At 62.6% G+C, this 25,702-nt stretch carries 26 protein-coding genes; 20 read left to right on the top strand and 6 right to left on the bottom strand.

Features of this window, described 5'->3' with window-relative positions:
- Positions 1-6: 6 nt before the first annotated feature.
- From purD to RM96_RS12305, 13 genes are all read left to right on the top strand, one after another.
- Positions 7-1,275, top strand: coding sequence for a phosphoribosylamine--glycine ligase (gene purD, locus RM96_RS12365; RefSeq protein WP_039011031.1), 1,269 nt, complete (start codon positions 7-9; stop codon positions 1,273-1,275).
- A 183-nt stretch (positions 1,276-1,458) separates the two neighbouring features.
- Positions 1,459-2,370: an oxygen-dependent coproporphyrinogen oxidase gene (gene hemF, locus RM96_RS12360; RefSeq protein ID WP_039010847.1), complete on the top strand. Its 912-nt coding sequence runs from the start codon at positions 1,459-1,461 to the stop codon at positions 2,368-2,370.
- A gap of 8 nt (positions 2,371-2,378) precedes the next feature.
- On the top strand, positions 2,379-3,098 hold the full coding sequence (locus RM96_RS12355; protein WP_039010846.1) for a nicotinate-nucleotide adenylyltransferase: 720 nt from the start codon (positions 2,379-2,381) through the stop codon (positions 3,096-3,098).
- A gap of 43 nt (positions 3,099-3,141) precedes the next feature.
- Positions 3,142-3,867: a ribosome silencing factor gene (gene rsfS / locus RM96_RS12350; protein ID WP_039010845.1), complete on the top strand. Its 726-nt coding sequence runs from the start codon at positions 3,142-3,144 to the stop codon at positions 3,865-3,867.
- Between the two features lie 41 nt (positions 3,868-3,908).
- Positions 3,909-4,388 (top strand): 23S rRNA (pseudouridine(1915)-N(3))-methyltransferase RlmH, encoded by a 480-nt coding sequence (rlmH, locus tag RM96_RS12345; RefSeq protein WP_039010844.1) that lies wholly within the window; start codon positions 3,909-3,911, stop codon positions 4,386-4,388.
- A gap of 111 nt (positions 4,389-4,499) precedes the next feature.
- Positions 4,500-5,105, top strand: a complete 606-nt coding sequence (locus tag RM96_RS12340) for a Maf family protein (RefSeq protein WP_039010842.1) — start codon at positions 4,500-4,502, stop codon at positions 5,103-5,105.
- An 86-nt stretch (positions 5,106-5,191) separates the two neighbouring features.
- Positions 5,192-6,658, top strand: coding sequence for a ribonuclease G (rng, locus tag RM96_RS12335; RefSeq protein ID WP_039010841.1), 1,467 nt, complete (start codon positions 5,192-5,194; stop codon positions 6,656-6,658).
- 158 nt (positions 6,659-6,816) lie between these two features.
- Positions 6,817-8,040: a tyrosine-type recombinase/integrase gene (locus RM96_RS12330; protein ID WP_039010840.1), complete on the top strand. Its 1,224-nt coding sequence runs from the start codon at positions 6,817-6,819 to the stop codon at positions 8,038-8,040.
- A gap of 557 nt (positions 8,041-8,597) precedes the next feature.
- The gene (locus RM96_RS12325; protein ID WP_039010839.1) at positions 8,598-8,852 is read left to right on the top strand and encodes a helix-turn-helix transcriptional regulator; all 255 of its coding nucleotides are present in this window, start codon (positions 8,598-8,600) and stop codon (positions 8,850-8,852) included.
- A 5-nt stretch (positions 8,853-8,857) separates the two neighbouring features.
- Entirely contained in the window at positions 8,858-9,082 is a 225-nt protein-coding gene (locus RM96_RS12320; protein WP_039010838.1) for a hypothetical protein, read from the top strand.
- The gene (locus RM96_RS12315; RefSeq protein ID WP_039010837.1) at positions 9,079-9,498 is read left to right on the top strand and encodes a hypothetical protein; all 420 of its coding nucleotides are present in this window, start codon (positions 9,079-9,081) and stop codon (positions 9,496-9,498) included. The genes RM96_RS12320 and RM96_RS12315 overlap by 4 nt, the downstream gene beginning before the upstream one ends.
- Positions 9,491-11,047 carry a YfjI family protein gene (locus RM96_RS12310; protein ID WP_052279483.1) on the top strand — a complete coding sequence of 519 codons (1,557 nt, stop codon included), beginning with the start codon at positions 9,491-9,493 and terminating at the stop codon, positions 11,045-11,047. Before RM96_RS12315 ends, RM96_RS12310 begins: the two co-directional genes overlap by 8 nt.
- Positions 11,048-11,325: 278 nt before the next feature.
- A complete protein-coding gene (locus RM96_RS12305) occupies positions 11,326-11,679 on the top strand; it encodes a hypothetical protein (RefSeq protein ID WP_152624101.1) in 354 nt (117 codons plus the stop codon).
- Between the two features lie 1,088 nt (positions 11,680-12,767).
- Here the strand turns inward: RM96_RS12305 and RM96_RS12300 are convergent.
- Complete coding sequence (locus RM96_RS12300; RefSeq protein ID WP_039010835.1) at positions 12,768-13,166, bottom strand: response regulator; 399 nt, start codon at positions 13,164-13,166, stop codon at positions 12,768-12,770.
- A gap of 114 nt (positions 13,167-13,280) precedes the next feature.
- Here RM96_RS12300 and RM96_RS12295 point away from each other — a divergent pair, with 114 nt between their 5' ends.
- Entirely contained in the window at positions 13,281-14,396 is a 1,116-nt protein-coding gene (locus tag RM96_RS12295) for a sensor histidine kinase (RefSeq protein ID WP_039010833.1), read from the top strand.
- A gap of 191 nt (positions 14,397-14,587) precedes the next feature.
- Here the strand turns inward: RM96_RS12295 and RM96_RS12290 are convergent, their stop codons facing one another.
- Positions 14,588-15,307, bottom strand: a complete 720-nt coding sequence (locus RM96_RS12290) for a Crp/Fnr family transcriptional regulator (RefSeq protein WP_039010832.1) — start codon at positions 15,305-15,307, stop codon at positions 14,588-14,590.
- 534 nt (positions 15,308-15,841) lie between these two features.
- On the opposite strand from RM96_RS12290, the gene RM96_RS12285 reads away from it, so the two are divergent.
- The 3 genes from RM96_RS12285 to RM96_RS12280 all read left to right on the top strand — a co-directional run bounded on the left by RM96_RS12285 (position 15,842) and on the right by RM96_RS12280 (position 17,826).
- On the top strand, positions 15,842-16,126 hold the full coding sequence (locus RM96_RS12285) for a hypothetical protein (RefSeq protein WP_202966737.1): 285 nt from the start codon (positions 15,842-15,844) through the stop codon (positions 16,124-16,126).
- 40 nt (positions 16,127-16,166) lie between these two features.
- Positions 16,167-16,574, top strand: coding sequence for a hypothetical protein (locus tag RM96_RS38590; protein ID WP_152624100.1), 408 nt, complete (start codon positions 16,167-16,169; stop codon positions 16,572-16,574).
- A gap of 742 nt (positions 16,575-17,316) precedes the next feature.
- A complete protein-coding gene (locus RM96_RS12280) occupies positions 17,317-17,826 on the top strand; it encodes a hypothetical protein (protein WP_039010830.1) in 510 nt (169 codons plus the stop codon).
- A gap of 21 nt (positions 17,827-17,847) precedes the next feature.
- Here RM96_RS12280 and RM96_RS12275 read toward each other — a convergent pair whose 3' ends face one another.
- On the bottom strand, positions 17,848-18,438 hold the full coding sequence (locus tag RM96_RS12275; RefSeq protein WP_039010829.1) for a peroxidase-related enzyme: 591 nt from the start codon (positions 18,436-18,438) through the stop codon (positions 17,848-17,850).
- A gap of 168 nt (positions 18,439-18,606) precedes the next feature.
- On the opposite strand from RM96_RS12275, the gene waaC reads away from it, so the two are divergent.
- On the top strand, positions 18,607-19,593 hold the full coding sequence (waaC, locus tag RM96_RS12270) for a lipopolysaccharide heptosyltransferase I (protein WP_039010828.1): 987 nt from the start codon (positions 18,607-18,609) through the stop codon (positions 19,591-19,593).
- Between the two features lie 64 nt (positions 19,594-19,657).
- Here waaC and msbA read toward each other — a convergent pair whose 3' ends face one another.
- The 3 genes from msbA to RM96_RS12255 form a co-directional block, all read right to left on the bottom strand.
- Complete coding sequence (gene msbA, locus RM96_RS12265) at positions 19,658-21,382, bottom strand: lipid A export permease/ATP-binding protein MsbA (RefSeq protein WP_193752446.1); 1,725 nt, start codon at positions 21,380-21,382, stop codon at positions 19,658-19,660.
- Positions 21,383-21,475: 93 nt separating this feature from the next.
- Complete coding sequence (locus tag RM96_RS12260; RefSeq protein WP_039010826.1) at positions 21,476-22,249, bottom strand: glycosyltransferase family 25 protein; 774 nt, start codon at positions 22,247-22,249, stop codon at positions 21,476-21,478.
- Positions 22,246-23,538: an O-antigen ligase family protein gene (locus RM96_RS12255; protein WP_238587245.1), complete on the bottom strand. Its 1,293-nt coding sequence runs from the start codon at positions 23,536-23,538 to the stop codon at positions 22,246-22,248. The genes RM96_RS12260 and RM96_RS12255 overlap by 4 nt, the downstream gene beginning before the upstream one ends.
- Before the next feature lie 188 nt (positions 23,539-23,726).
- Between RM96_RS12255 and RM96_RS12250 the strand changes: the two genes are divergently transcribed.
- Positions 23,727-24,497 carry a glycosyltransferase family 2 protein gene (locus RM96_RS12250; RefSeq protein WP_039010824.1) on the top strand — a complete coding sequence of 257 codons (771 nt, stop codon included), beginning with the start codon at positions 23,727-23,729 and terminating at the stop codon, positions 24,495-24,497.
- 31 nt (positions 24,498-24,528) lie between these two features.
- Positions 24,529-25,599, top strand: coding sequence for a glycosyltransferase family 4 protein (locus RM96_RS12245; RefSeq protein WP_039010823.1), 1,071 nt, complete (start codon positions 24,529-24,531; stop codon positions 25,597-25,599).
- Positions 25,600-25,702: the final 103 nt, after the last annotated feature.

The raw sequence follows: 25,702 nt of genomic DNA, 5'->3' as shown, positions 1-25,702 counted from the left end.
TGGATCATGAAAGTATTGGTTGTCGGCTCGGGTGGACGTGAACACGCGCTGGCCTGGAAATTGGCCCAATCCCCCAAAGTACAGGTGGTGTACGTCGCGCCGGGCAACGGCGGTACCGCGCTCGACAAGCGCCTGCAGAATGTTCCGCTGACGGATCCGGAAGTCGTCGCGGCCTTTGCCGAACGTGAAGGCGTGGCCTTCACCGTGGTCGGCCCGGAGGCACCGCTGGCGGCCGGCATTGTGGATATCTTCCGCGCCAAGGGCCTGCGCATCTTCGGCCCGACGCAGGCGGCAGCGCAACTGGAATCGTCCAAGGACTTTGCCAAGGCCTTCATGCACCGCCACGGCATCCCGACCGCGGCCTACCAGACCTTCTCGGACCCCGCGCAGGCGCACGCCTACATCGACGCGCAAGGCGCGCCGATCGTGATCAAGGCCGATGGCCTGGCCGCCGGCAAGGGCGTGGTGGTGGCGATGACGCTGGAAGAGGCGCACGCGGCCGTCGACATGATGCTGGCCGACAACAAGCTCGGCGATGCCGGCGCGCGCGTGGTGGTGGAAGAGTTCCTTGAAGGCGAGGAAGCCAGCTTCATCGTGATGGTGGACGGCAAGAACGTGCTGGCCCTGGCCACCAGCCAGGATCACAAGCGCCTGCTGGACGCCGACGCCGGCCCCAACACCGGCGGCATGGGCGCGTACTCGCCCGCCCCGGTGGTCACGCCCGCGCTGCACGCCCGAGCGCTGCGCGAGATCATCCTGCCGACCGTGCGCGGCATGGAAAAGGACGGCATCCCGTACACCGGCTTCCTCTACGCCGGCCTGATGATCGACAAGGACGGCAACCTGAAGACGCTGGAATTCAACTGCCGCATGGGCGATCCGGAAACGCAGCCGATCATGGCGCGCCTGAAGACCGATCTGGTCGACGTCATGGACGCCGCGGTGTCGGGCAAGCTCGACAGCGTCGAACTGGACTGGGACCGCCGCACCGCGCTGGGCGTGGTGATGGCCGCCCACGGCTACCCCGACGCGCCGCGCAAGGGCGACGCCATCACCGGGATCCCGGCCGAGACCGACGACAGCGTGACCTTCCACGCCGGCACCACGCTCAAGGACGGGACCCTGCTGACGACCGGCGGCCGCGTGCTGTGCGTGGTGGGCCTGGCCGATACCGTCAAGGCGGCGCAGCGCGCGGCTTATGCGGCGATCGAGCAGATCCGCTTTGATGGCATGCAGTACCGCACCGACATCGGCTACCGCGCCATCAAGCGCTGATTGCCGATATCCAGGCCAACCAACAGGAAATGACGACACGGCGGCGGTCAAAAGGGCCCCGCCAGCCGTCCCCGGACCGTCCGGCAAGGCCAGCCGGTACAATCGTGACAATGTTGTGACTTGCCGGGCGGGATCGCCTCCCGCCCGGCCGTTGTCCGCCCGGTCCCTCCGACACCGCAAATCATGATCGATTCCCAGGCAGTCCGTGCCTATCTGCTCGGTCTGCAAGACCGCATCACCGACGCCATTGCCGCCGTGGACGGCCAGGCGTTTTCGACCGACGCCTGGGAAAAGCCGCCCACCGAACGCCTGCGCGGCAGCGGCCGCACCCGCATCCTGGAAAACGGCAGTGTGATGGAGCGCGCCGGCGTGGGCTTCTCGCACGTCAGCGGCGACACCCTGCCCCCTTCGGCCAGCGCCAGCCGGCCAGAGCTGGCCGGACGCAGCTTCGAGGCAATGGGCGTGTCGCTGGTCTTCCATCCGCGCAATCCGTACGTGCCGACCGTGCACATGAACGTGCGCTGCTTCATGGCCGTCAAGCCCGATGCCGAGCCGGTCTGGTGGTTCGGCGGCGGCATGGACCTGACACCCTATTACGGCAACGCGGACGACTGCGCCGACTTCCACCGCACCTGCAGGCAATCGCTGGCGCCGTTCGGCGACGAGCTCTACCCGCGCTTCAAGCAGTGGTGCGACGAGTACTTCTTCCTGCGGCACCGCGGCGAAGCCCGGGGCATTGGCGGCATCTTCTTCGATGACTTCTCGGCGCTGGGCTTCGACCGCAGCTTCGAGATGATGCGCTCGGTGGGGGATGCCTTCCTCGACGCCTACCTGCCGATCCTGCAGGCGCGCAAGGACACGCCGTACGGTGAGCGCGAGCGCGACTTCCAGGCGTATCGCCGCGGGCGCTATGTCGAATTCAACCTGGTGTTCGACCGCGGCACGCTGTTCGGGCTGCAGTCCGGCGGGCGCGCCGAATCGATCCTGATGTCTATGCCGCCGCTGGTGAAATGGCGCTATGACTGGCAACCGGAACCGGGCAGCCCCGAAGCGGCGCTGTATACCGATTTCCTGCCGGCACGCGACTGGGCCTGACAGACCCCATGGCACATTCCCAGCAAGCCGCCAAGCCTGCCCCCGCGGGCTCCGCCGACCGTCCTTACCGCCTGGGTATCCTGGGCGGCACTTTCGACCCGCCGCATATCGGCCACCTCGCCCTGGCGCAGTTGTGCATCGACCACCTGGCGCTGGACGAACTCGTCTGGATCCCGACCGGCCAGTCCTGGCAGAAAAGCGCCGATGTGACGCCCGCCGCGGACCGGTTTGCGATGACCGAACTCGCCGCCGCCGCGCTGGCCGGGACGCCGGCAAAGATCCGCGTCAGCCGCATGGAAGTCGACCGGGCCGGCCCCAGCTACACCATCGACTCCGTGCGCCAGCTGCGCGCCGAATATGGCCCGCAGGCCTCGCTGTGCTGGCTGATGGGCGCCGATCAATTGCTGCGCCTGCACACCTGGCACGGCTGGCAGGAACTGTTCGAACATGTCCACCTGTGCACGGCCACCCGCCCCCGCTTCGAGCTGTCGGCACTGGAGGGTCCGGTGCTGAAAGCACTGGCCGAACGCCAGGCCGACACGCACCTGATACAATGCACGCCCTCCGGCCGGATGTGGATCGACCAGATGCTCGCCGTCGACCTGTCCTCCACCAGCCTGCGCCAGCGCCTTGCCGCCGGCGAGCCGGCAGATGACCAACTGCCTGCCGGCGTGGCACACTACATCGCGAGCCACGGGCTCTACCGTGACCCATCAGGCAAGGCCTGACCTGGCCGCCCCCAAACCGATCTCAGCTGAACAAGAACACACCATGGATATTCGTAAACTGCAACGCGCCATCGTCGACGGCCTCGAGGATGTCAAAGCGCAGGACATCAAGGTGTACGACACCACTCACCTGACCGAACTGTTCGACCGGGTGGTGATCGCCAGCGGGAACTCCAACCGCCAGACCAAGGCGCTGGCGGCTTCGGTGCGGGACACGGTGAAGGAAGCCGGCGGCCATATCGTTGCAGTGGAAGGCCTGGAAACGGGCGAGTGGGTGCTGGTCGACTGCGGCGACGCCGTGGTGCACATCCTGCAGCCGCAACTGCGCCTGTACTACAACCTGGAAGAGATCTGGGGCGACAAGCCGGTGCGCATGAAGCTGGCGACCGCCCGCGGCCTGGCCAAGGCCAGCGAGCCTATGGAAGACGAGGACGAAGTTCCGGCCGCGCGCGGCACCCGCCGCGCCAGCAGCCTGCGCCCGGCGCTGGCTCGCCTGCCCGAAGGGATGAAGGAGCCGTCGCCGCCGATGGGCCACGAAGACACCGACCCGGACGCCATCGCCACCATCCGCAAGCCGGCCCGCAAGACCGCCGCCGCCAAGAGCACGACCGGCCGCGCGCCGGCCACCAAGGCAGCCGGCACCCGCGCCGCCGCCCCGCGCAAGACGGCTGCCGGCACCACCGCGCGCAAGACCACGACGCGCACGGCGGCTGCCAAGACCGGCGCCGCCAAGCCGGCTGCACGCAAGCGCACCACCCGCTCGGCCTGAGCCTGACCGCGTGGCCGTTCCCCGGCCACGCCGCAATACGCATGCAACTGGTCATCGTGGCCGTCGGCCACAAAATGCCTGGCTGGATCGAAACCGGCTTCAACGAGTATGCCAAGCGCATGCCGCCGGAGCTGCGCATCGAGCTGCGCGAGGTCAAGCCGGAAGCCCGCTCCTCCAGCAACAACGCCGCCACCGTGATGCAGCGCGAAGCCGCGCGCATCGACGCCGTGCTGGCTTCCCTCTCGCGGCAGTGCCGCATCGTGGCGCTGGACGAACGCGGGCGCGACTTCACCACCGTGCAACTGGCCGACCAGCTGACCGGCTGGCAGCGTGAAGGCGGCGACGTGGCCTTCCTGATCGGCGGGGCCGACGGCCTCGATCCGGCGCTCAAGGCGCGCGCCCAGACCCTGATCCGCCTGTCCAGCCTGACGCTGCCGCACGGCATGGTGCGCGTGCTGCTAGCCGAGCAGCTTTACCGCGCCTGGTCGGTGACGCAGAACCACCCGTATCACCGGGTCTGAGCCACCGGGACTGGCACCGCCAGCAGGTACAATGCGCCCCAACGCCGCGGCGTATCCCGCCATCCGGCGGCCGCCCGACCTTTCCCGTACCCTCGCTCCAGCCAGCCCGCCGTGCTCCACGACTATCTCTACCTCGCCTCCCAGAGCCCCCGTCGCCGCGAACTGCTGACCCAGCTCGGCGTGCAGTATGAACTGCTGCTGGCCGACGACGACGAAGACGCCGAAGCGCTCGAAGCGATACTCCCGGGCGAAACGCCGGATGATTACGTCCAGCGCGTCTGCGCGCTCAAGGCGGAAGCCGCGCTGCGCCGCCGCGAACGCCGCGCCCTGCCCGACGCGCCCATCCTGACTTCGGACACCACGGTATGCCTCGGCGGCACCATCCTCGGCAAGCCCACCGATGGCCCGGATGCCGCGGCGATGCTGGCCTCGTTGTCGGGCGCCACGCACCGTGTGCTGACCGCCGTCACCGTCGTGTCGACCGTCGGCATGCACCACGCGCTGTCCACCTCCGAAGTCACTTTCCGGCCAGTCGATGCGGCGGAGATCGCCCGCTATGTCGACAGCGGCGAACCGCTCGGCAAGGCCGGAGCCTATGGCATCCAGGGCCGCGCCGCGGAATTCATCGAACGGATTCAGGGCAGCTATTCGGGTATCATGGGCTTGCCCTTGTTTGAGACGGCAGCGCTACTTAGACAGGCCCGGTTGCGGTTCTGAGCGCCCGTGCCGTCCGAGGCAAGATCCGGCTGATCCGCCGGACAAACATCACAAAGCCGGCCCACCGGCGACGCGTTGCATCCGCTATGACTGAAGACATCCTCGTCAACATCACGCCACAAGAGACCCGCGTTGCCATCGTGCAGCAGGCCGCCGTCCAGGAACTGCACGTCGAGCGGACGCTGACGCGCGGGCTGGTTGGCAATATCTATCTGGGCAAGGTCGTGCGCGTGCTGCCGGGCATGCAGTCGGCCTTTATCGACATCGGCCTGGAACGGGCAGCCTTCCTGCATGTGGCCGACATCTGGCATCCGCGCGACGCGGACAAGAACGGCGCGACACCACAGCTGGCGATCGAGAAGACCCTGTTCGAAGGCCAGGCGCTGATGGTGCAGGTCATCAAGGATCCCATCGGCACCAAGGGTGCACGGCTGTCCACGCAAGTGAGTATCGCCGGGCGCACGCTGGTCTATCTGCCGCAGGATCCGCATATCGGCATCTCGCAGCGCATCGAAGGCGAGATCGACCGTGAAGCCTTGCGCAGCCGGGTGCAAGGGCTGGTGCCGGCCGACGAGCGCGGTGGCTTCATCGTGCGCACCATTGCCGAAGAAGCCAGCGACGAGGAACTCGGCAACGATATCGCCTACCTGCGCAAGATCTGGGGCTCGATCCGTCAGAACGCCACCACGCAACCGGCACCGCACCTGCTCTACCAGGACCTGAACCTGGCCCAGCGCGTGCTGCGCGACTTCATCAACGACGCCACCGGCGTGATCCAGATCGACTCCCGCGAGAACTACCAGATGCTGCTGGAGTTCGCCCAGGAGTACACGCCGGCGGTGCTGCCGCGGCTGTCGCACTACACCGGCGAGCGGCCGATCTTTGACCTCTTCAATATCGATGCGGAGATCGAAAAGGCATTGTCGCGCCGGGTCGACCTGAAGTCCGGCGGCTACCTGATGCTCGACCAGACCGAGGCGATGACGACCATCGACGTCAATACCGGCGGCTACGTGGGGGCGCGCAACTTCGACGACACCATCTTCAAGACCAATCTCGAAGCGGCCCACACCATCGCGCGCCAGCTGCGGCTGCGCAACCTCGGCGGCATCATCATCATCGACTTCATCGACATGGAGAATGTCGAGCACCGCGAGGCGGTGCTGTCGGAACTGAAGCGGGCGCTGTCGCGCGACCGCACCCGCATTACCGTCAACAATTTCTCGCAGCTCGGCCTGGTGGAGATGACCCGCAAACGCACCCGCGAGTCGCTCGCGCACGTGCTGTGCGAACAGTGCCCGGTCTGCCAGGGCAAGGGCCAGGTCAAGACACCGCGCACGGTCTGCTACGACATCCTGCGCGAGATCATGCGCGAATCGCGCCAGTTCAATCCGCGCGAGTTCCGCATACTGGCGTCGCAGGAAGTCATCGACCTGTTCCTGGAAGAAGAAAGCCAGCACATGGCCATGCTCGGCGACTTTATCGGCAAGCCGATCTCGCTGCAGGTGGAATCGACCTTCCACCAGGAGCAGTACGACATTATCCTAATGTGACTTATCAGTCGGTTTCATACCATCTCACGCATCGCCAGAAAACCCAATCTCATCAAGGACTTTCACCGCTACGCCATCTCACAGCGTATCATCCGAGCAAGCTACAGCGCACTTAAAATTGGTAGCTACATTGGTAGCTAGCCTCGGAGCAATGCGACATGGCAAAGCGGCAAACCAAGGTTCTTTCGGACGTTCAGTTGCGGCACTGGATCGCCGAAGGCGCACCAGTAGCCAAAAGCGACGGCGACGGGCTGACGTTCACCCTGTCCCCTGCTGGCGCTGCATCGTGGGTACTGCGATTTAGTCACAGCGGACGGCGTCACGAGTTGACGCTTGGCAGTTACCCCGACCTTACTCTTACGGCGGCGCGCAAACTCGCAGCGGCGCGGCGCGTCGAAGTCCAACAAGGCATCAACCCGGCGACAGAGAAGCGCAAAGAGAAATCGCGTAAGAATTGGTCCGTCCGCCAGCTAGCGCAGAACTACCGGGAGCTTGCCTTACCCGCCCTGGCCGCCAGTACGCAACGCAGCTACGGGCGCAACCTGAAGCGCATTGAGGCCGAGATTGGAGCAATGCCTGTAGCGGTCGTGGCCGCGCGTGATGTTGTCGCCGTCATCGAGCGCAACGATGCACTTGGATGGGTGGAAGCACAAATGCTGCTCGTCACCATGAAGGTGCTTTTCAAACACGCAGCGGGCCGCAAGCTGATCGACGCCAACCCATGTAGCGGCGTCGAGCTATCTGCGCTGCGCGGGGAACGCCCCAAGCCCAAGAAGCGCCTGATGCTGACGGAAGCCGAGATTCACGCCTTCATGACTGCCCAGATGAACCGGGAAAATGCCTTGGCCATGCGCGTGCTTCTGGCGACTGGCGTTCGGGTATCCGAGCTTTACACGGCGCAATGGCAGCACGTCGATCTGGATGCCGGTAACTGGCACCTGCCCAAAAGCAAGACCGGCCCGGAGATGGATATTCCCCTCGCGCCTGCTGTCGTCGAATGGTTCCGGGAACTGCGGGTTCTGGCCGGCGAATCTCCTTTCGTGTTGCCCGGCAGACGACTTTCAAACGGCGACGGGCATATCAGCAAGGACACGCTCGCGGCGGCAATTTCCTTCTGGATCGACGAACACAAGCCGAAAGTGCGCAGATTCACCCCGCATGACCTCCGCAGCAGCATGAAATCCCACATGCGGGCCCTCGGGGTGTCGCGCGATATCAGCGAGATGTGCCTGAATCACAAGCTTCCCGGTGTCGAGGGCATCTACGACCGGCACACGTACTACGACGAGCGGCGGGCGGCGCTGGAGCTTTGGGCGTCACTCCTGACGAATTGCGAGGCGGGCAAGCCTTGGAATGTGACGCCGCTTCGAAAGTCGGCCTAGATGGTTTGCTACGGCCACAGTTGCTACATTTGCTACAGACGAATGACCAGGATCGGACGACCCAAGAAAGACAATGCACTGAATGACGCGGAACGGCAAAAGCAGTATCGAGCCCACAGAAAAAGTAGCCCGCTCAGGTAAAAGCCTCGGCGGGTTTTTTGCTTTAAGGTGGTGTCTTGACGTCTTGGATCAAGTCACCTAATATTTCGCTAATCTTAGGATTCGAGTAACTACCGCGCGCCCAGCGCGTTTTTTTTCGTCCACAGTCGCCCCTTCTGGCGGCTTTTTTTGTTTGCGAGTCGATAAGCCGAACGCCCCCGAAGCGCAAATCCGCATCTCATCTATGCGCGCCCTTGGTCGGACGATGAGAGCCAAGCATTTTTGATTTAAGGGGATGTCTTGACGTCTTGGGACAAGTCACCTAGTATTTCGCTAATCTTAGGATTCGAGTAACTACCGCGCGCCCAGCGCGTTTTTTTTCGTCCACAGCCGCCTTCGGGCGGTTTTTTTTCGTCCACAGCCGCCTTCGGGCGGCTTTTTTCGTTTACGGAGTACGTATGCAAAACAGCAACATCAAGGCACCTTCGAAGCTGCTGTCCAACCTGATCGGCAAACTGCCCGACACTGGCTATGTCCGCCAGTCCCAGCTAGTCCCGTCCATCGTTCCCTTCTCTGCCGCCACACTCTGGCGCAAGGTAAGGAACGGCACGTTCCCGAAGCCCGTAAAGCTGTCCGAACGCGTCACGGCGTGGCCGGTCGAGGCAATTCGGCAATATCTGGCCGACCCGCTGAACTACCGCGCGGAGGTCTGAACACGATGCAGAACGCCCAAATGAAAAAGGGCTGCGCCCACCGCAAGGACGCGACCCCGACCGCCACGGCGAATTGTAGCCAGACTGCGCCTACGTTCCTGCTTCACCTGCAAGAGCTTGCTGCACGCCATTCCCTGCTTGGGCTATCCGCCGGCACGGCGGCGCTGTCCCTGGTTGAGCTATGGGGCATCTATTGCTCTCTGAACGGCATCGAAGGGAGCGGTTTATGAGCGCCGACACCTTGCTGTCGCGACTGGATAGCGTCAGGCAGACGGGCCGGGGCCGATGGGTTTGTAACTGCCCTGCCCATGAATCCAAGTCCAAGCAATCACTCGCCGTTCGGGAACTGGACGATGGCCGAGTGCTACTGCATTGCTTCGCCGGATGCTCGCCGCACGAAGTCATGTTTGCGGTAGGACTAGATATGTCCGACCTGTTTCCCGATGCGGCGGCAACGCACCTGCCGCGTGAGCGCAAGCCGTTCAATGCGCATGACGTGTTGCGTTGTGTGGCTTTCGAACTGGCAGTTGCCGTCCAATTCCTGAACATGGTTCGCCGTGGCGAGCCGCTGAGCGATCAACACAATGAGCGGTTCCTCGCTTGCGTGGAACGACTCATCACGGCGGAGGAAATCGCCAATGCGTAATGACTTTGCATTGATGGAACGCGGCGCAACGGAACTCGACGCACTGGCAGCGATCCGCATAGCGCGGCGGGATTGCGTAGAGAATTCGGGTACATGGCCGGAGCCGCAAGCGCTCATTGCCAAGGTCGAGCCGGAGCCGTACCCATTGCAGGCGTTGCCGTCTGGAATCCGCGCCGCTGTCGAGGAAGTCCAATCCTTTGTCCAAGCGCCTGTCCCATTGGTCGCGGGCTGCGCACTGTCTGCACTGTCGCTGGCAATTCAGGCCCACACCGATGTGCAACGGGCCGAGAAGCTGCAAGGGCCGTCCTCTCTATTCCTGTTGAGTATCGCTGACAGTGGCGAGCGCAAGTCATCGTGCGACGGGTTCTTTATGCAAGGTATCCGGGATTACGAGCGCGCCCGGGAGGAAGCCGGCAAGCCCATCATAAAGGCATACAAGGCCGATCATGCCGCATGGGAAGCGAAATGCGAGGGCGTGCAGCAGCGCATCAAGGAGGCAGTCAAGAAGGCACAGCCCACCGCCGATTTCGAGGACGAATTGCGCGATCTGGAACTGCATGAGCCGGAGCCGCCTAAGATTCCGCGCCTGCTATACGAGAACATCACGCCGGAGAAACTCGCTTTTGAGCTTGGGACCGCGTGGCCGTCTGGTGGCATTGCCTCTGCGGAAGCAGGCGTAGTGTTTGGCGGGCACGCGATGAGTGCAGATAGCGTTATGCGCAACCTGGCGCAGCTGAATCAACTATGGGACGGCGCATCTATCCGAGTGGATCGACGCACAAGCGAATCGTTCTCTGTTCGAGGTGCGCGGCTGACCGTGGCTTTGCAGATTCAGGACGCGACCCTGCGCAGCTTCTTTGACCGGGCCGGGGCGCTGGCACGCGGCACCGGCTTCCTCGCACGGTTCCTAGTGGCGTGGCCGCAATCGACCCAAGGAACGCGCCTATTCCGCGATGCGCCTGCGAACTGGCCTCATTTGTCTGGGTTCAATCGCCGCATCACCGAACTACTGGAGCAGCCTGCACCTATTGATAGTGGCGGCGCACTGGCACCAGCAATGCTGACGATGACGCCGGAGGCAAAAGCCGCTTGGATCGCCTTTCATGACGAGCTAGAACGCGCCCTCACCGGCGACCTATACGATGTGCGGGACGTAGCCAGCAAGACGGCGGATAACGCAGCCCGGCTGGCGTGCCTGTTCCACACCTTCGCGAGCACTGGCGGCGCAATCGACGCCGATGCAGTCGAGCGAGCCTGCGCTATTGTTTCCTGGCACCTGAGCGAATCGCGCCGCTTCTTTGGCGAGCTTGCCCTACCCCAGGAAATGGCCGATTCATGCCGCCTCGATGACTGGCTGTTGGCATATTGCCGCCGCGAGCACACCCACATGGTCGGCAAGAACTATGTGCGCAAGCACGGGCCGCTGCGCGACGGCCGGAAGCTGGATACGGCCATCGCCGAGCTTGCCAACCTGGACCGCCTGCGAGTGCAGAAGGACGGCAAGCGCATCACAATATTTCTTAACCCGGCGTTGCTCGGAGGTCAGTAACTATGAGCTTTTCCGAACGCATTCGAAAATACGCAGGCGGGCGAATTGCGACCGCATCGGCCATGGTTTCCAAAGACGTGGAAACAGAACGCCCATACGTAGCAGCGGTGGCAAATGTACCAATAACAAATTTGCTAATCGATCGCACAGCCCCCGTTCGTAGCAACTGTAGCTACCGTAGCAGTAGCAACGCCGAAAATGCGAAAAGCACACCCCCCTTAGCCACTGAAACCGACGCCCCCTTCACACCGTACTATGTGCCAATGCCGGCGAATTGCGTGGACGCGATGCTGGCGGAAATCCGGGAATCTATCGCCATCCTTGCCTACGCCGAGAGGTGGCCCGAGGTCCACCGGACGCGCCTGCTGGACATACTGCGGCGGCAACCCGCGTCCACCCTAGCCGACGATCTGGCGCACTTCCGGGCACGTCTAGACGCCCTGCCCGCAGCCAACCGCACCGCCGAGATTTTGGTACGCACCTGCGGCACCTGCGCGCACCGGGCCGAGCAAGCCCACGGCGTGAGGGCGCACTGTGCGATGGCGCGGGCGATGGATTGGCGGCATCACGATTGGCTAGACACACCGGACGAGCAAAACGACTGCGCGCTGTACGAGCGGCTGGGCCAATGAAATATTATCCGTTGGGAAACGGATGCGGCAACGCCCCCGGGAACGCCTGATTGACGAGCTTTGCCGCATCGAGGACGCTGCCGATGTTGTCCTGTCCGGGCAGTTGTCGCGCCTCGTGGGAAACGCTGAAGGGTCTAAGTTCCGGTAGGCACTTTTCGGGTTCAGCCCCGAATTCCGGGGAGGGTGCTGACGGCCGAGACCGGCCAATCTCAGTCAGTCACCGCCGGCTGTCCAACGGCTGGTTTGTCTGTCAACGCACACACATAAGCCTGTCTGCGCCTGATACTGTTTGAAACGTAGTGAAGATCGCGCAGCTATCGGAAGGCAACCGAACTAGCGGTCCGCCGGTGAGCTTTTTCGCCGTATGCGGCCCGTCAAGATGGAAACACAAGGAGCGACGCCATTGGCAGCGTCATACGAAGACCACACGTAGCATATCCATCCCCAATCGACGGCCTCTACCTCGGACATACAGTTATCAAGATGCGGCAGGCAACTTTCGATTTAGAACTGGCATTGCTGAGCCCAAGCAGCGTTTGGAATGATTTGCAGAGCCACCTCCGTGATACCTGCACGTTAGAGGACCGCATGGAGCAGGGTTGGGGAATAGTCATTCGCCCAACCGATCCCCAGACCGGTTCACTTGCTGAACAGATGCGAGGTTTTCTGTCCGTGCTAGCAGGCAACGAGGCGCTGATTCGCAAGTGTGATCCTATTCTAAGAATTGCGGTCTTCAATCCAAACGCGACCGTTACCGTCCTTGTCGAAGATTTGACCCGAGTCTGCTCGTTGGGTGCCAGAGTTGAACTAAGTGTCTATCCAGTCGAATGAGTGTGGATACATCAATGCATGGGCTGAGTCCCCAGGGGGCGACGCACCGCTAAGCAAGGCTCTACCAAGCACGTTGGGGGGTTACGTTCTCGCTCAGCAGATTCGGCCATTCGACCCCAACGGCCGACTGTCCGAGTAGGGTCGGCAGCCGCCGATGACCGCCATCGGCCCTAAAACGGCGAGCCGACGACGGAGTTCGGCCATGAACGGCCAGTCATTTGCGCGCCGGAAAGCGGTCACAGACCGCGGAGCGATTGTCATGAATCATCCGTGGCGCCAGGGCCTACGCGGGCCGCTATCGCAGCGAGGACGGCCGGCAGATCGGCTGGCTTTACAAAATGATGATCGAAGCCGGATCTGATTGATTCGGCATGCTCGGAAGGCGAAGTAAGAGCGGTAACCGCCACCAGCATAGGGGCCGGCGCGGATTGTAGGCGCCGAATCTCCCTTGCCACCGCGTGCCCGTCCAAACCGGGCATCTGAATGTCGAGAACAACCGCGTCCGGACGCCACGCAAAGTACGCCGCGAGCGCGTTCGCGCCGTCTCCTGTTGTCCGGGTCTCGTAACCATGAGCGTCGAAGAACAACTCGTATGCTGCCAACGCATTCGGGTCGTCGTCCGCGATCAGCAGGCGCACCGCGTTTCGGGTAGGCATGAGGTTCTCCAATTTCCTACCATAAGCAATAGATGTACCCGACAAAATCAGGTGCAATTTTGCTCACCGCAAAAATGCGTTATGCGACGCATTTCCCGCTCTTCGGAAGCAAACATGCGATTAGCCGACTTTATCCTGGACCATATGGATGCCATTTTGTTGCAATGGGAGGCATTTGCGCGCACCCAGTTGCCGGCAGCGGCCGATATGAGACCGCTGGCCTTACGAGACCATGCGCAGCAGATCATGGTGGCCGTGACAAAGGACCTGTCTACTTCCCAAAGCAGGCAAGAGCAATTCGAAAAGTCCACGGGGCACGCGCCAAAACTGGCCGGAACTCCCGAGACAGCCGCCCAGATGCACGCCCTTCTGCGCGCGCGAAGCGGCTTCGATATCAACCAGATGGTTGCCGAATACCGTGCCCTGCGCGCGAGCGTACTCCGACTGTGGATGGACGAGTGCGCGCCCGACAGTCATCACGAGGATGACATGATCCGTTTCAACGAGGCCATCGATCAGGCAATCGCTGAATCGGTAGATTTTTTCAGCATGCAGGTAGACTTGGCCCGTAATCTTTTCCTCGGAATGTTGGGGCATGACATGCGCAGTCCGCTCCAGACCATTCAGATTACAGCGTCGTATCTGGCAGCGCTGAACGCCGGCGAAAACGTGTCGGGAGCCGCGTCCCGTTTGATCAGAAGCGGCGCTCGCATGCAGGCGCTGCTGGACGATATGGTTGATTTCAATCGAACCAGGCTCGGTTTGGGTATCAATATGGCGCCGACCAACATCGATCTGGCCCAGTTGTTTGCCGATACGCTGGACCAGTTGCGGGTAGTACATCCGGGCCGTCAGATGGATCTGGACGTGGTCGGTGACTGCATGGGTGTCTGGGATGGCCGACGTCTCCAGCAATTGTTGGGCAATCTGGTACTAAATGCGATCAAGTACGGAGTGCAAGACGCGCCGGTATGTGTGACAGTGACCGACAAGGGTGCGGAAGTCCTACTGGAAGTGAGGAATACCGGCACCATTGAGCGGTCGACCCTCGACCTCATTTTTAATCCACTCCAGCGCGGCCCGAACCATCAAGGCACAAATACCGACAGCAGTCTGGGGCTTGGGCTATATATCGCGCGCGAGATTGCCAAGGCACACGGGGGCGATATCGATGCGCGATCCGACGCAACAGAAACGGTGTTCTCTGTAAATCTGCCTCGTGGCAAATAGCGAGCATTGTGTGGTACGCGCAGATCGCTGCCAGTCTGCGGTACGGCTGTCCGCTTCCGCTGGACGCCGTTGGCTGCTTCGGGTCGGTCAGAGACCGTCGAATCGCTTAATAGCGATCGTAACGCGCGGATCGTCTGGGCGCTGCTGACACAGAACCGGGTCTGTTCCTGATTACCGGTCCACCGCTGCCCTCAGGGCGAGGCTAGGTCCGGCAACAGACGTTCGAACTCCCGCTTCACGACCGCGTAGCACTCGCACACGCGCTTTTCCAGCCCCGCCCGGTCGAGTACCGCAATATGCCCGTGGCTGTAGCGAATCAGGCCCGCGGCCTGAAGCTTTAAGGCGGCTTCCGTCACGCCCGAGCGTCGCACCCCGAGCATGTTGGCGATGAGCTCCTGCGTCATCGTCAGGTCGTTGGAGGGCAGCCGGTCGATGCTCAGTAGCAGCCATCGGCACAGTTGCTGGTCGATGGAGTGATGGCGGTTGCAGACGGCGGTCTGCGCCATCTGGGTAATGAGCGCCTGTGTATAGCGGAGCAACAGATGCTGCATCGCCCCGCCTCGCACGAACTCCTGCTTCAGGATGGCAGAGCTCAGGCGGTAACCGTACCCGGCGCTCTGCACGATGGCGCGACTCGGCGTTGTTTCTCCGCCCATGAAAATGGCGATCCCGACCATCCCCTCATTGCCTACGATGGCGATCTCGGCGGACGCGCCGTCTTCCATCACGTACAACAGTGAAATGATCGAATCGGCAGGAAAGTAGACGTAACCGAGCTGATCCCCAGACTCGTACACCACGTGGCCCAAGGGCAGTTCCACTGGCGTAAGGTGCGGCGCAAGACGCTCCCAGTCGGCTGTCGGCATCGCAGCGAGCAGGTGGTTGGATTTCGGATCATGCGTCGCGTTCATGACTGATACTCCCCAGACCCAAGCAGGACGAAATCAATAATGTGGACGTCAAAGTCGAGGTTGATCCGGCGGCTGACAAAGGATTACTTCAGATCCACACCACGGGACGGCAGTGAATCGCTTACCATTTTATGCATGGGACGGCGGATTTACCAGGCAACGAGGACCTGGTGCATCTTCGCGCGGCGTAGGGTGTAAGGTGTGACAGAGCCAGAGGTCCGACCCTGCTGGCGAAAGTCGAGGACGTCGCGCTGGCGCTGCACGACGAGGCAGCATGGCACAGGTCCCAGTTCGGGCCGTATCATTTTGCCCTCTGCGCGTTGCTTTGAATGACCGTTGCACCTTCGGGAGCGGTCTTCGAGACTACGCAAGCTCAACGGCCGGGATGGGTCGGCCAGAGACGGTGGCAGCTTCGCGGCTGGCACCGGCCAGGAACGGACGGTCGAAGTCAGCATATAGTTCATAGACAATTGATGTGGATGTTTTTGGTCATTGAACGTCACAGAAAACGTATGAGTACCTATGGAGCGAGAGTTGACTGATGTCGAGCTGGAGCTGTATCGAAGGGTAGATGAGGTCTTGTACTACGTCTGGGACCCAATCGGGGTTGCGCACAGCCCGGCGGCACGCGATGAGTATCAAGGGTATCTGCTGACGGTGTTTTCCATGTTGCAGGAGGGCGCGGACGCATCGTCCGTCGCGGCATATCTGGACGCAGTCGCGACCGATAGAATGGGCTTGCACGATAAGGGCGAGCATTCGAAACGCGCCGCCGAGCTGCTACTGGATTGGAAGACTGAGATTTACAGATCTCGGTAGCGTGCGCCCGATAAATTGGCTTGAAGCGGGGAGATGACGAATGGTGACGAAGGATACTGTCGCACTCATCGTAGATCCTGAATTTGGAACTCGTATTCGAGACGTGGCCGCAAGAGTCTGGCACACGTGGGTTGTTGCTACCCCCGCGAATGCTGTCGTTGCGGAGCAAATCTGGGCCGCAACACCTAATTCGACCGGACTCAACATGCAAGGCGGCGTTACTACGTTCATTCAGTATGGAGCAGATCGAGAAAGCTGGTGTGATGCCATCCTAGATTCTGTAGACGAGCATCACAATAGTTACTCCCAAGATCCGGGTTACTCGATTCTGGAGGTCTATGGGATCCCGATTACCGAGCGACTGCGGCCGGCCTTTGTCGAGTTCGGGTTCTCAATTTTTACGCCGACGGACTATGGTTTTTGTGCGCGCAAGCTCCAACCTTCCTAGAAGACAGTAGGGGCGTGGACGTCCGTATTGGGAAGCCACGGCTGGCCGCTTCGGGTCGACGTGCGCTTCAATCTCCTTGCACGTCGGCGGTGAACCTTTTTCATGTGCGACTGCAAGCGCGTGCTACGCAAAGCGAATAGAGGCCCTATGGAGGCTATTGCGTGGCGCATGACTCCAGAGATTAGCGACGCTGTATCCGTGCAACCAAGCCCCCCGCCAGCGTACCGAAGCTGTGCCCCACAAGGGGGAGGGGCTCTGCATCCTTGCATGCTGCGACGCAATGACCGCCGGGGTAGGCATTTTCTTGTCGCCGCGAAATTAAGCAACGAGAATGATTATCATTGATTACGGAAATGCGGCCTTGGTTGCAAGTTATCGAAAGCGAATTGGTGGCTAAAGGCGGTGCCCAGCTTTTGTGGCAACCGGCGTCGATACCTTATGAGCGTAGCTTGAACGATTTGCAGGGGATGAAACGGATGGTTGTGATCTCACGACAGCTCACTCCAGCGCACCCCAAATTGGTAGCTAGATAGGTAGCCAGGGGAAAAATCGACTCGTTGATCTCCCCGCAAACCCTTATTTCGTGCGGATATTTCGCTTTACGTACGCACAGTACGACATCATCCTGATGTAAGCACCGGCCATCAGGCAGACGTAGTATTTGTCCCTACTCACGGCTGCCCACGTTCCGCTTCCGATCCTCTATAAATAAGTCTGAGAAGAAGGCCAGCGAGGAGTCAGCATGAACGCCACGAAGTATGGGGCCTGCCTGCTGGCTGCGGCGCTGTGTGCTGGCTGCGCGGAATTGCCGCGTGCCACCCGCCCCGCCTTGCAGGCGCCACCAGCGGCCAAAGAAGCCCCCCCGGCTCCGCAAGCGCGCGCGACGCCGATCGCTCCGCATGAAATCGACCTGGCTGGCACATGCCGGCGCACCGAGGACGACGGCTTCCGGGAAGATGCTGAGGTGCGCGTTTCCCACAACAATGTGCAGGCGCTGAAGTGGAAGCTATGGGTGTCGCGCCGCGGCTCGTGCCAGTTCGACCTGTCCGATTTCCGGCAGGTCAAACAGACGCCGCATATCGAACTGGAAGCCATCGACGGCAGCAAGTGCACATTGATGGTGTGGCAGGATCCGCGCCGCATCACCCTGGCGCACGCCCGCTGCGAGAAGCACTGCACGCCAGGCATCTATGAACAGGCCTGGCCGGTCCTGTTCGATCCCAAGAGCGGCTCGTGCGCCGAGATCCGCTGAGCTGAGCCGCCTCCGCGCGCCCTACTTGCCCTTGGGCACCCGGCCCATCAGGTAGAACTCGTCATTGGGACGCATGCCGATCGTATTGGCCATGCGATTCGACAATCCGAAGAAGGCCGTGATGGCGGCGATGTCCCAGGCGTCTTCGTCAGTGAGCCCATGCTCACGCAGCGCAGCAAAATCCGCCTCGTCGACCTCGTGCGACGCCTTGCAGACCTTCAGCGCGAAGTCCAGCATGGCGCGCTGGCGCGGCGGTATATCAGCCTTCAGATAGTTGACCGCAACCTGGTCCGCGACCAGCGGCTTCTTCTCGTAGATCCGCAGGATCGCGCCGTGCGCCACCACGCAGTACAGGCACTGGTTGGCGCCTGAAGTGGCCACCACGATCATTTCGCGCTCACCCTTGGTCAGGCCGCCCTCCTTCAGCATCAGCGCGTCGTGATAGGCGAAGAAGGCGCGGAATTCGTCGGGGCGATGAGCCAGCGTCAGGAAGACGTTAGGCACGAAGCCTGCTTTGTCCTGGACTTCCAGGATGCGCTGGCGGATGTCGTCCGGCAGGTCTTTCAGGGTAGGAACGGGGTAACGGCTGATGGGGAACGTGGAACCGGCCATAATTGTCTCCTGTCGTAGTTCTGGCAAATATTAGCGAATCCGGAGGATGAGTGACCACAAGCGTGCCGCTCACCCGGCGTGCGTACAGATGTCAACAGGATGAGGCATACTACGCGGCTTCCAAACGCGCCAAGCGTCCCACATAACCCGCCATTCCCCCATCTCCCGATGAAACGTATTCTCATCGTCAAGCTCACCTCGCTGGGTGACATGGTATTCACCCAGCCGCTGGTGGCTGATCTGCAGCGGGCATTTCCCGGTGTAAAGATCGACTGGATCGCCGACTCGTACTGCGCCGATGTGCCGCGCTGGAACCCCAATATCGACCGAGTGATTGCCGCACCGCTGCGCGCCGTCAAGAAGTCGCGGAAATGGTCCGACCTGCGTGCCATCTTCGGCGCGCTGCGGGAACTGCGCCGCGAGAAATACGATGCGGTGCTCGACGTACATGGTGTCTACAAGAGCGCCATCGTCTCGTTCCTGGCACGCACGCGTCATCGCTATGGCTATCCGGTGGGAGAGCTTGGCGAGAGTGGTGCCCGCTTTGCCTACAACCATATCTTCGCGCCATACATCGATGCGGATTGTGCACGGCAGCGCATGCGCCGCGCAGTGAGCAGGGCCTTCGGCTTCGAGCTCACCAAAGAGATGGACTATGGACTGGAAATGCCGCCGAACACGCCGGCCCTGGCAGACAAGGGCCCATATGCGATGCTGTTCCACGCCACTTCGAGCGAGGAGAAGAAATGGCCGGTGGCCGACTGGATCAGCGTGGGGAGCGCGATCTCGGCGCGTGGATTACGCGTACTGGTGCCATGGGGAAACGATGCCGAGCGCAGCGAAGCCGAGACCATCGCCGCCAGCGTGCCCGGCGCCGAGGTCATGCCTCGCCTGAGCATCACCGGGGTCGCGCAGATGGTCGGCAAGGCCTCGCTGGTGGTCGGTATGGACACCGGGTTCGTGCATATCGCCGACGCCCTCCGCCGCCCGACGATCATCCTGTTTACCCAGACTTCGCGGCACCTGTATGGTGTCAACGCGCCCGGGCGCGCAGTCTCGCTGGGCGGGGGTGGTGTCGTGCCGGAACGGGCCGAAGTGCTGGCGGCCATCGACGAAGTCCTGGGCGTCCAGCCGCCAGTCGCTTCGCAACACTGATCGGCAAGTGAGAGGGTAGCCGGCGCGCCGCGGCGGCCGGCTGGCGGGAGGATCTCCCGCCGATTCAATGCGTCGCGAACTGGATCCGATGCAGTCCGGCGTAGAGGCCGTTGGCTGCAAGCAGTTGCTCGTGCGTGCCTTGCTCCGCCAGCCGGCCGTGGTCCAGCACCGCAATGCGATCGGCGTTCTCGATGGTCGACAGGCGGTGCGCGATCACCAGCGTGGTCCGGCCCTTCATCAGTTCTTCCAGCGCCGCCTGCACCTGGCGTTCGGATTCCGAATCCAGTGCCGAAGTGGCTTCGTCCAGGATCAGGATCGGCGCATCCTTGTACAGGGCGCGGGCGATTGCCAGGCGCTGGCGCTGGCCACCGGACAGCTTCATGCCGTTGTCGCCGATGTTGGTGTTGACACCCTCCGGCAAGCCCTTGACGGTCTCGGTCAGGTAGGCGGCCGCCAGTGCGCGCTCGACGCGCGCCATGTCGATCTCGCTTTCGGACTGGACACCATACGCCACATTGGCGGCCACGGTGTCGTTGAACAGCACCACATCCTGGCTGACGAAAGCGATCTGGTTGCGCAGGTCCTTCAGCCCCAACTCGGGCAGCGGCATGCCGTCCAGCAGGATCCGCCCATCGGTGGGGTCGAAGAAGCGCGGCACCAGGTTGACCAGCGTGGTCTTGCCGCTGCCCGACGGGCCCACCAGCGCCACCACCTCGCCCGGGCTGACGCGCAGATTGATTCCCTCCAGCGCGGGGCGCGGCGCCTCGCCATAGCGGAAGCCGACGTTCTCCAACGCCAGTTCGCCACGGGCACGGCCAAGCGACTTGCCGCCGTCCTGCGGCTCGACCGGCTCGTCGATCAGCCGGAAGATCATCTCGGCGGCGGTGATGCCTCGCGTCAGCGGCTGGTTGATGTCGGTCAGGTGCTTGAGCGGCGAGATCAGCAGCAGCATTGCCATCACGAAGCCGGTGAAGCCGCCTACCGTGGTCTGGTTGCCCTGCGCCTGCACCATCGCGATAGTGATGATGACCGACAGCGCCAGCGCGGCCAGGAAGGCCGTGACCGGCTGGTTCAGCCCGCCGGCCACCGCCATGCGCATCGAGTAGTTCTTCAGCCGCTCGGCCACGAGGCGGAAGCGAGATAGCTCATAGGACTCGCCGCCGTGCAGCTTGACTACCTTGAAGCCGCCCACCGCCTCTTCCACGACATAGGCCGCATTGTTGGTGTAGGTCTGGTGATCGCGGTTGAGTTTGCGCAGCCGGCGGTTGATCTTCGACATCAGGTAGCCGATCACCGGCAGGATCACCGCAACGATCAGCGTCAGGCGCCAGTTCGTATAGAACAGGTAGATCAGCAACGCCACCACAGTCAGCGAATCGCGCACCAGCGTGATGAACACGCTGGTCAGGATCTGCAGCACCTGGTTGACCTCGAAGATCACCGCATTGATCAGCGACGCAGCGGTGTTACGGTGGAAGAACCCCGCCGGGGCATGCAGCAGGCGCTCGAACATCTGTATGCGCATCTTCAGCAGCACGCGGTTCGAGATCAGGTTCAACAGGTAGCCAGAAGCAAACTGCGCCACGCCCCGGATCAGCGCCACGCCGGTCAGGATGGCGGGCACATGCCACAGCGTGCCGGCGTAGCTGCCGCCGAAGCCTTTGTCGAGCAGGTCGTTGACGACCTTGGGGATCACCCCCTCACTGCCCGCGACAACCGCCATGGCGAGGATGGCGCCGATGAAGACGCGCAACTCAGGACGCAGGTAGGACCATAGCCGGGCGGACATGCTTCCCGGCACGGCGGTGCCCGGCAGGATGGGGGGTTTGGATGTCGTCACTGCAGTGCTTTTTGTAGGGATATGGGGGCTCGGCCGCAAATGCTAACCCGGCCGCTTCTGCCGGGCCACGCGCAGGAAAGGCCTGACGAGGATCTGGAAAATAAAGCGCTGGTAGAGATAGCGGCGCAAATAATAGCCGATGCTGCGCTGTGCCTTGTCGGAGGCGTCCAGGCTGGCACGGTGGGTTTCCAGCGACGAGGTCTCCGCCAACTCAGTCAGACCGATGCAATATGGCACCACCGCCCGCGCCGCCACCAGGCCCCTCCGCTCGAAAGCGGACCAGTAATCGGCCGCGCACCACAGCGGCTGCAGGCCATCCGACAACTGTTGCGCAGCGGCTCGCGTGACCACATAGCCATGCGCGAGCCACCACTCACCGTAGCGTCTGACCAGCTTGCGGCCCCCGCCGAGCGAACAGGTGCCCCAGCGAGTGTACTTGTCGACGTGGGATAGCAACACGACTTCTGCGCGATCGGAATCGAGCTGAGCTTCCAGCTCTGCCAGCACAATCGGGAGGTCTTCACCAAGTGATGCATCATCCTCCAGCACCAGGGCGAAGCCGACGCCATCGTCGAGTATCTTCCGGTACACACCGAGGTGACTCAGTGCGCAGCCAACCTCGCCACGACTCATGGGACGGTAGTGCGTCGAAGCGGCCTCAGCGTCGTATCTGCGTGCGACCTCCTCCTCTGCCAACGCGCGCCCGTCCACCGCAGAAAAGATCTGGAAAGGGATACCGAGGCTCGCCAGCTGGCCGGAAATGCGCTGCCTGCGCACTTGCGCGCTGTCGAGATTGATGACGTAAGCGCCGATCATGCGGCCGTCAACCGCGCGTCAGGCTGTCCTTGCACCCCGGGCGGATCCTTGCGGGCGATCACCATTGCAAAGCAGATGGCGACCATCAGCGTGTAGAAGGCGTTCGTCATTGAGATAAAGAACATCGCCTCGGTCAGGCCGAACAACAGGAAGCCGATGCTGGTGGCCAGGCCCATGACGGCGGCCACGCGCGCCACGGCGTCGCGGTCGCGCACATGCCGCATGAAGAAGCCAGCCGGCACCAGATAAAGCGCCAGCACCGCCAGCAAGCCCGGCACGCCGAGCGTGGCACCGGCATACAGGATGTCGTTATGCGAGTGCCCGAACTGCGCCGTGGCGGGAGTAATGAAGCCGCTGGCCGCCATCGCCTCCAGGGTGGGCGAGAAGCCGTCGGGACCCACGCCGGCCAGCGGATGCGACTGGATGATGCTGAGCGAGGCCTTCCACAGCTGCAGCCGCCAGCCCTCGGACGTATCCAGCCCCCTGTGCCCGGTGTGGGCCAGGATGGCCGTGATATTCGACACCGCGTCATTGATGCGCGTCTTGACGATGCTGCTGCAATAGCCGGCTGCCGCCATGCCGCCGACCAGCACCGCCAGCATCGCCGTCCGGCTGCGCGCGCTCAGCCCCCTTATCGCCGTGAGCATGATCAGCAGCAACACGGGAATCGCAATCCAGCCACCGCGCGTGGCGCTGATATAGGATGTGTACAGCCCGGCAGCTCCAGCGAGCAGCTTCACGCCGATCGACAGAAAGTTGCGCCGGCGATCCCAGGCCACCGAGATCAGCGCGAGCATGCCCATCAGCAGCGTCAGATTGGCAAACGGGATGACGTTATTGATGCCGACATGGATCGGCCGTCCGTTTTCCGCCAGCCCGTGAATCCATACGGCGGACACGATGGCGCCCACCACCAGCCCCCACTGCACGCACTGCAGCAGCCGCGCGCCGAGCCGGGTCAGGCCCCATGCCAGCAGCGCGAACAGCGCGAAGCGCAAGTACAGGTAGGGAATGTCCGGCACCTCACCGCTGACGACCTGGCGCAGCAGCAGCGCGGCCGGCAATGCCGCCATCGCGGCCACCATCGGCCAGTAGGTTCGCAGCATCGCTCCCCAGGCGTCGAAACCGGCGCGCCGCTGCGTGGCCAGGGTGACCAGGGACCAGGCCAGCAATGTGGTAAAGCCGGTATTGGCCGCCGACGGATAGGTCAGCAGCAGGACAGGAAAGGAGATTAATGCGGCACACGCCGGCAGGGAGAAAACCTTTTCCATCCCTGTAAAACGGGACAAATGTGCTCGTATCATCAAATTTGCGATTGAGAAAACGGCCTGCGGACCGGCTTGGAAGTCACCAGGCGTCCGCAGGGATCATTGCGACAGTGCGGTAGAATACACGGTCTCCATCCCGCGCCTGGCGCCGTGGGCGACTCCGGCGGCCCAGTCGGTCTTGTCCGACACATGCGCCGCCCATATGTTCCATGAGAGTCTCTGCCGTCATCATCACCAGGAATGAAGCTCACAATATCGGGCCATGCCTCGAAAGTGTGTCCTGGTGCGAAGAGGCGATTATAGTGGATTGGGCCAGCACGGATGACACCGTAGCCATTGCACGCGCTGCCGGTGCCACCGTGATTCAGACCGAGGCCTGGCCCGGCTTCGGTCCGCAGAAGAACCGGGCGGTCGATGCGGCCAGCGGTGACTGGATTCTCAGCCTGGATGCCGACGAACGCGTGACCCCGGCCCTGCGCGACGAGATCCTTCGCCAGCTTGAGCAGCCGGGCGCGCAGGCGCTCGCGCTGCCGCGCCTGTCCGCGTTCTGTGGCACCTTCGTGCGGCACGCCGGCTGGTATCCCGATTACGTGACCCGCGTCTTCCGCAAGGGCCGCGGCCGCTTCACCGACGACCTGGTTCACGAGCATCTCAAGGTTGATGACCCTGTCGCGCGCCTGCGCGAACCGCTGATCCACTACAGCTACCGGTCACTGTCGGACGTATTGCGCAAGATCGACGCCTACTCCAGCGCTGGCGCGCAGCAGGCCTATGCCCGCGGCAAGCGCAGTTCGGTGGCATCGGCGGCCGGCCATGGCTTGTGGGCGTTTGTCCGCACGTATCTCCTCAAGCGCGGCTTCCTGGACGGCAGCGCGGGGTTCGGCGTGGCGCTGATGAATGCGCAGGCAAGCTATTACAAATACGCCAAGCTGGCTCAGTTGCACGCCGCGCAATCCGCCGACATGAGACCCGCGCCCTGAGCGAAGTCGCCCCCATCCAATCTATCTACCGATGAAAGTTGGCATTTCCTGCAATCGCTTCGGCGCCGGCGGTGGTCTGGAGCGCTATGCGCTCGACATCAGCCGGGCAATGGCGGCTCGCACCGGCACCGAGGTATCGGTCTACGCGCGCCGTTTCGACGCGGGCGTGGCGGAGGCGGCCGGCATCACGCCGCACCGGATCCAGGTGTCATGGCTGCCCGGCAAGCTGCGCGACCGTTATTTTTCCTGGCGCCTGCAATCACGCCTGCCCACCAGCGAAGTGCTGATCGGCTGCAATCGCGTGCGAGGCTCCGATATTGCCATCTGCGGCGGCACCCATCGCGGCTACCTGGCGGCCCGTGGCACACCGCCCGGGATGACCGATGCCTGGCAGATCGAACTGGAAAGCGCCCAGTATGCAGGCGCGCGCTGGGTGGTTGCCCATTCGGCTCTGATGCGGCAGGAAGTGATCGAGCTGTACGGCGTACCGGAAGATCGCGTGCGCCTGCTCTACCCGCCCGTTGACACGCGACGCTTCACGCCAGTGGATGCCGCGACGCGGGCGGCCTTGCGCAGGGAGTTCGGCTTCGGCGACGACGAGATCGTCTTCCTGTTCCCCTCCTCCGGCCATGCCCGCAAAGGGTTCGACCTGCTGGCGGACTATTTCTCGAATTCCGCCCTTCCCATCACCCTGGCCGTAGCGGGCCGTCCCGTCGGCCGCAGCATCCCGCGCGTAAGGGAACTGGGTTACAGCAACCGGATCGATGCGCTTTACCGCGCCGCGGACTTCACCATTCTGGCATCTGGCTACGAACCGTTCGGGCTGGTCGGCGTGGAATCGATGCTTTGCGGCACGCCACTGGTCTTTGCGGACAATATCGCCTGCCTGGAAGTCATCCGGCCGCAAGCGGTGCACGCCTTCACACGCAATCGTGCGGAAACGCTGGATCGGGCCATCCGCGCCGCCGTTGAGGCTGCGCAGTCTGGTCAGGCCCGGCTGGCGGACCCTATGTCACTGCTGGGCTATGACCCCGCCATCGACACGCACGTAGACGCCCTCCTCGGCCTGGCCGCACGGGCGCGAGACGAGCGGGCCGGCTGAGGCAGCCGTTCCGTCAGACTTGCTCATTCCTGCTCAAACGGGAACAAAGCTGACGTTCTGCTTCACTGAGATACTATGAAGGGCCGCGGAGGAAGCCCCTGGA

The organism is Cupriavidus sp. IDO (assembly GCF_000812465.1).
Taxonomy (GTDB): domain Bacteria; phylum Pseudomonadota; class Gammaproteobacteria; order Burkholderiales; family Burkholderiaceae; genus Cupriavidus.
The sequence above is the reverse complement of the archived record's forward strand: the minus strand, read 5'-3'. Positions and strand labels throughout refer to the sequence as shown.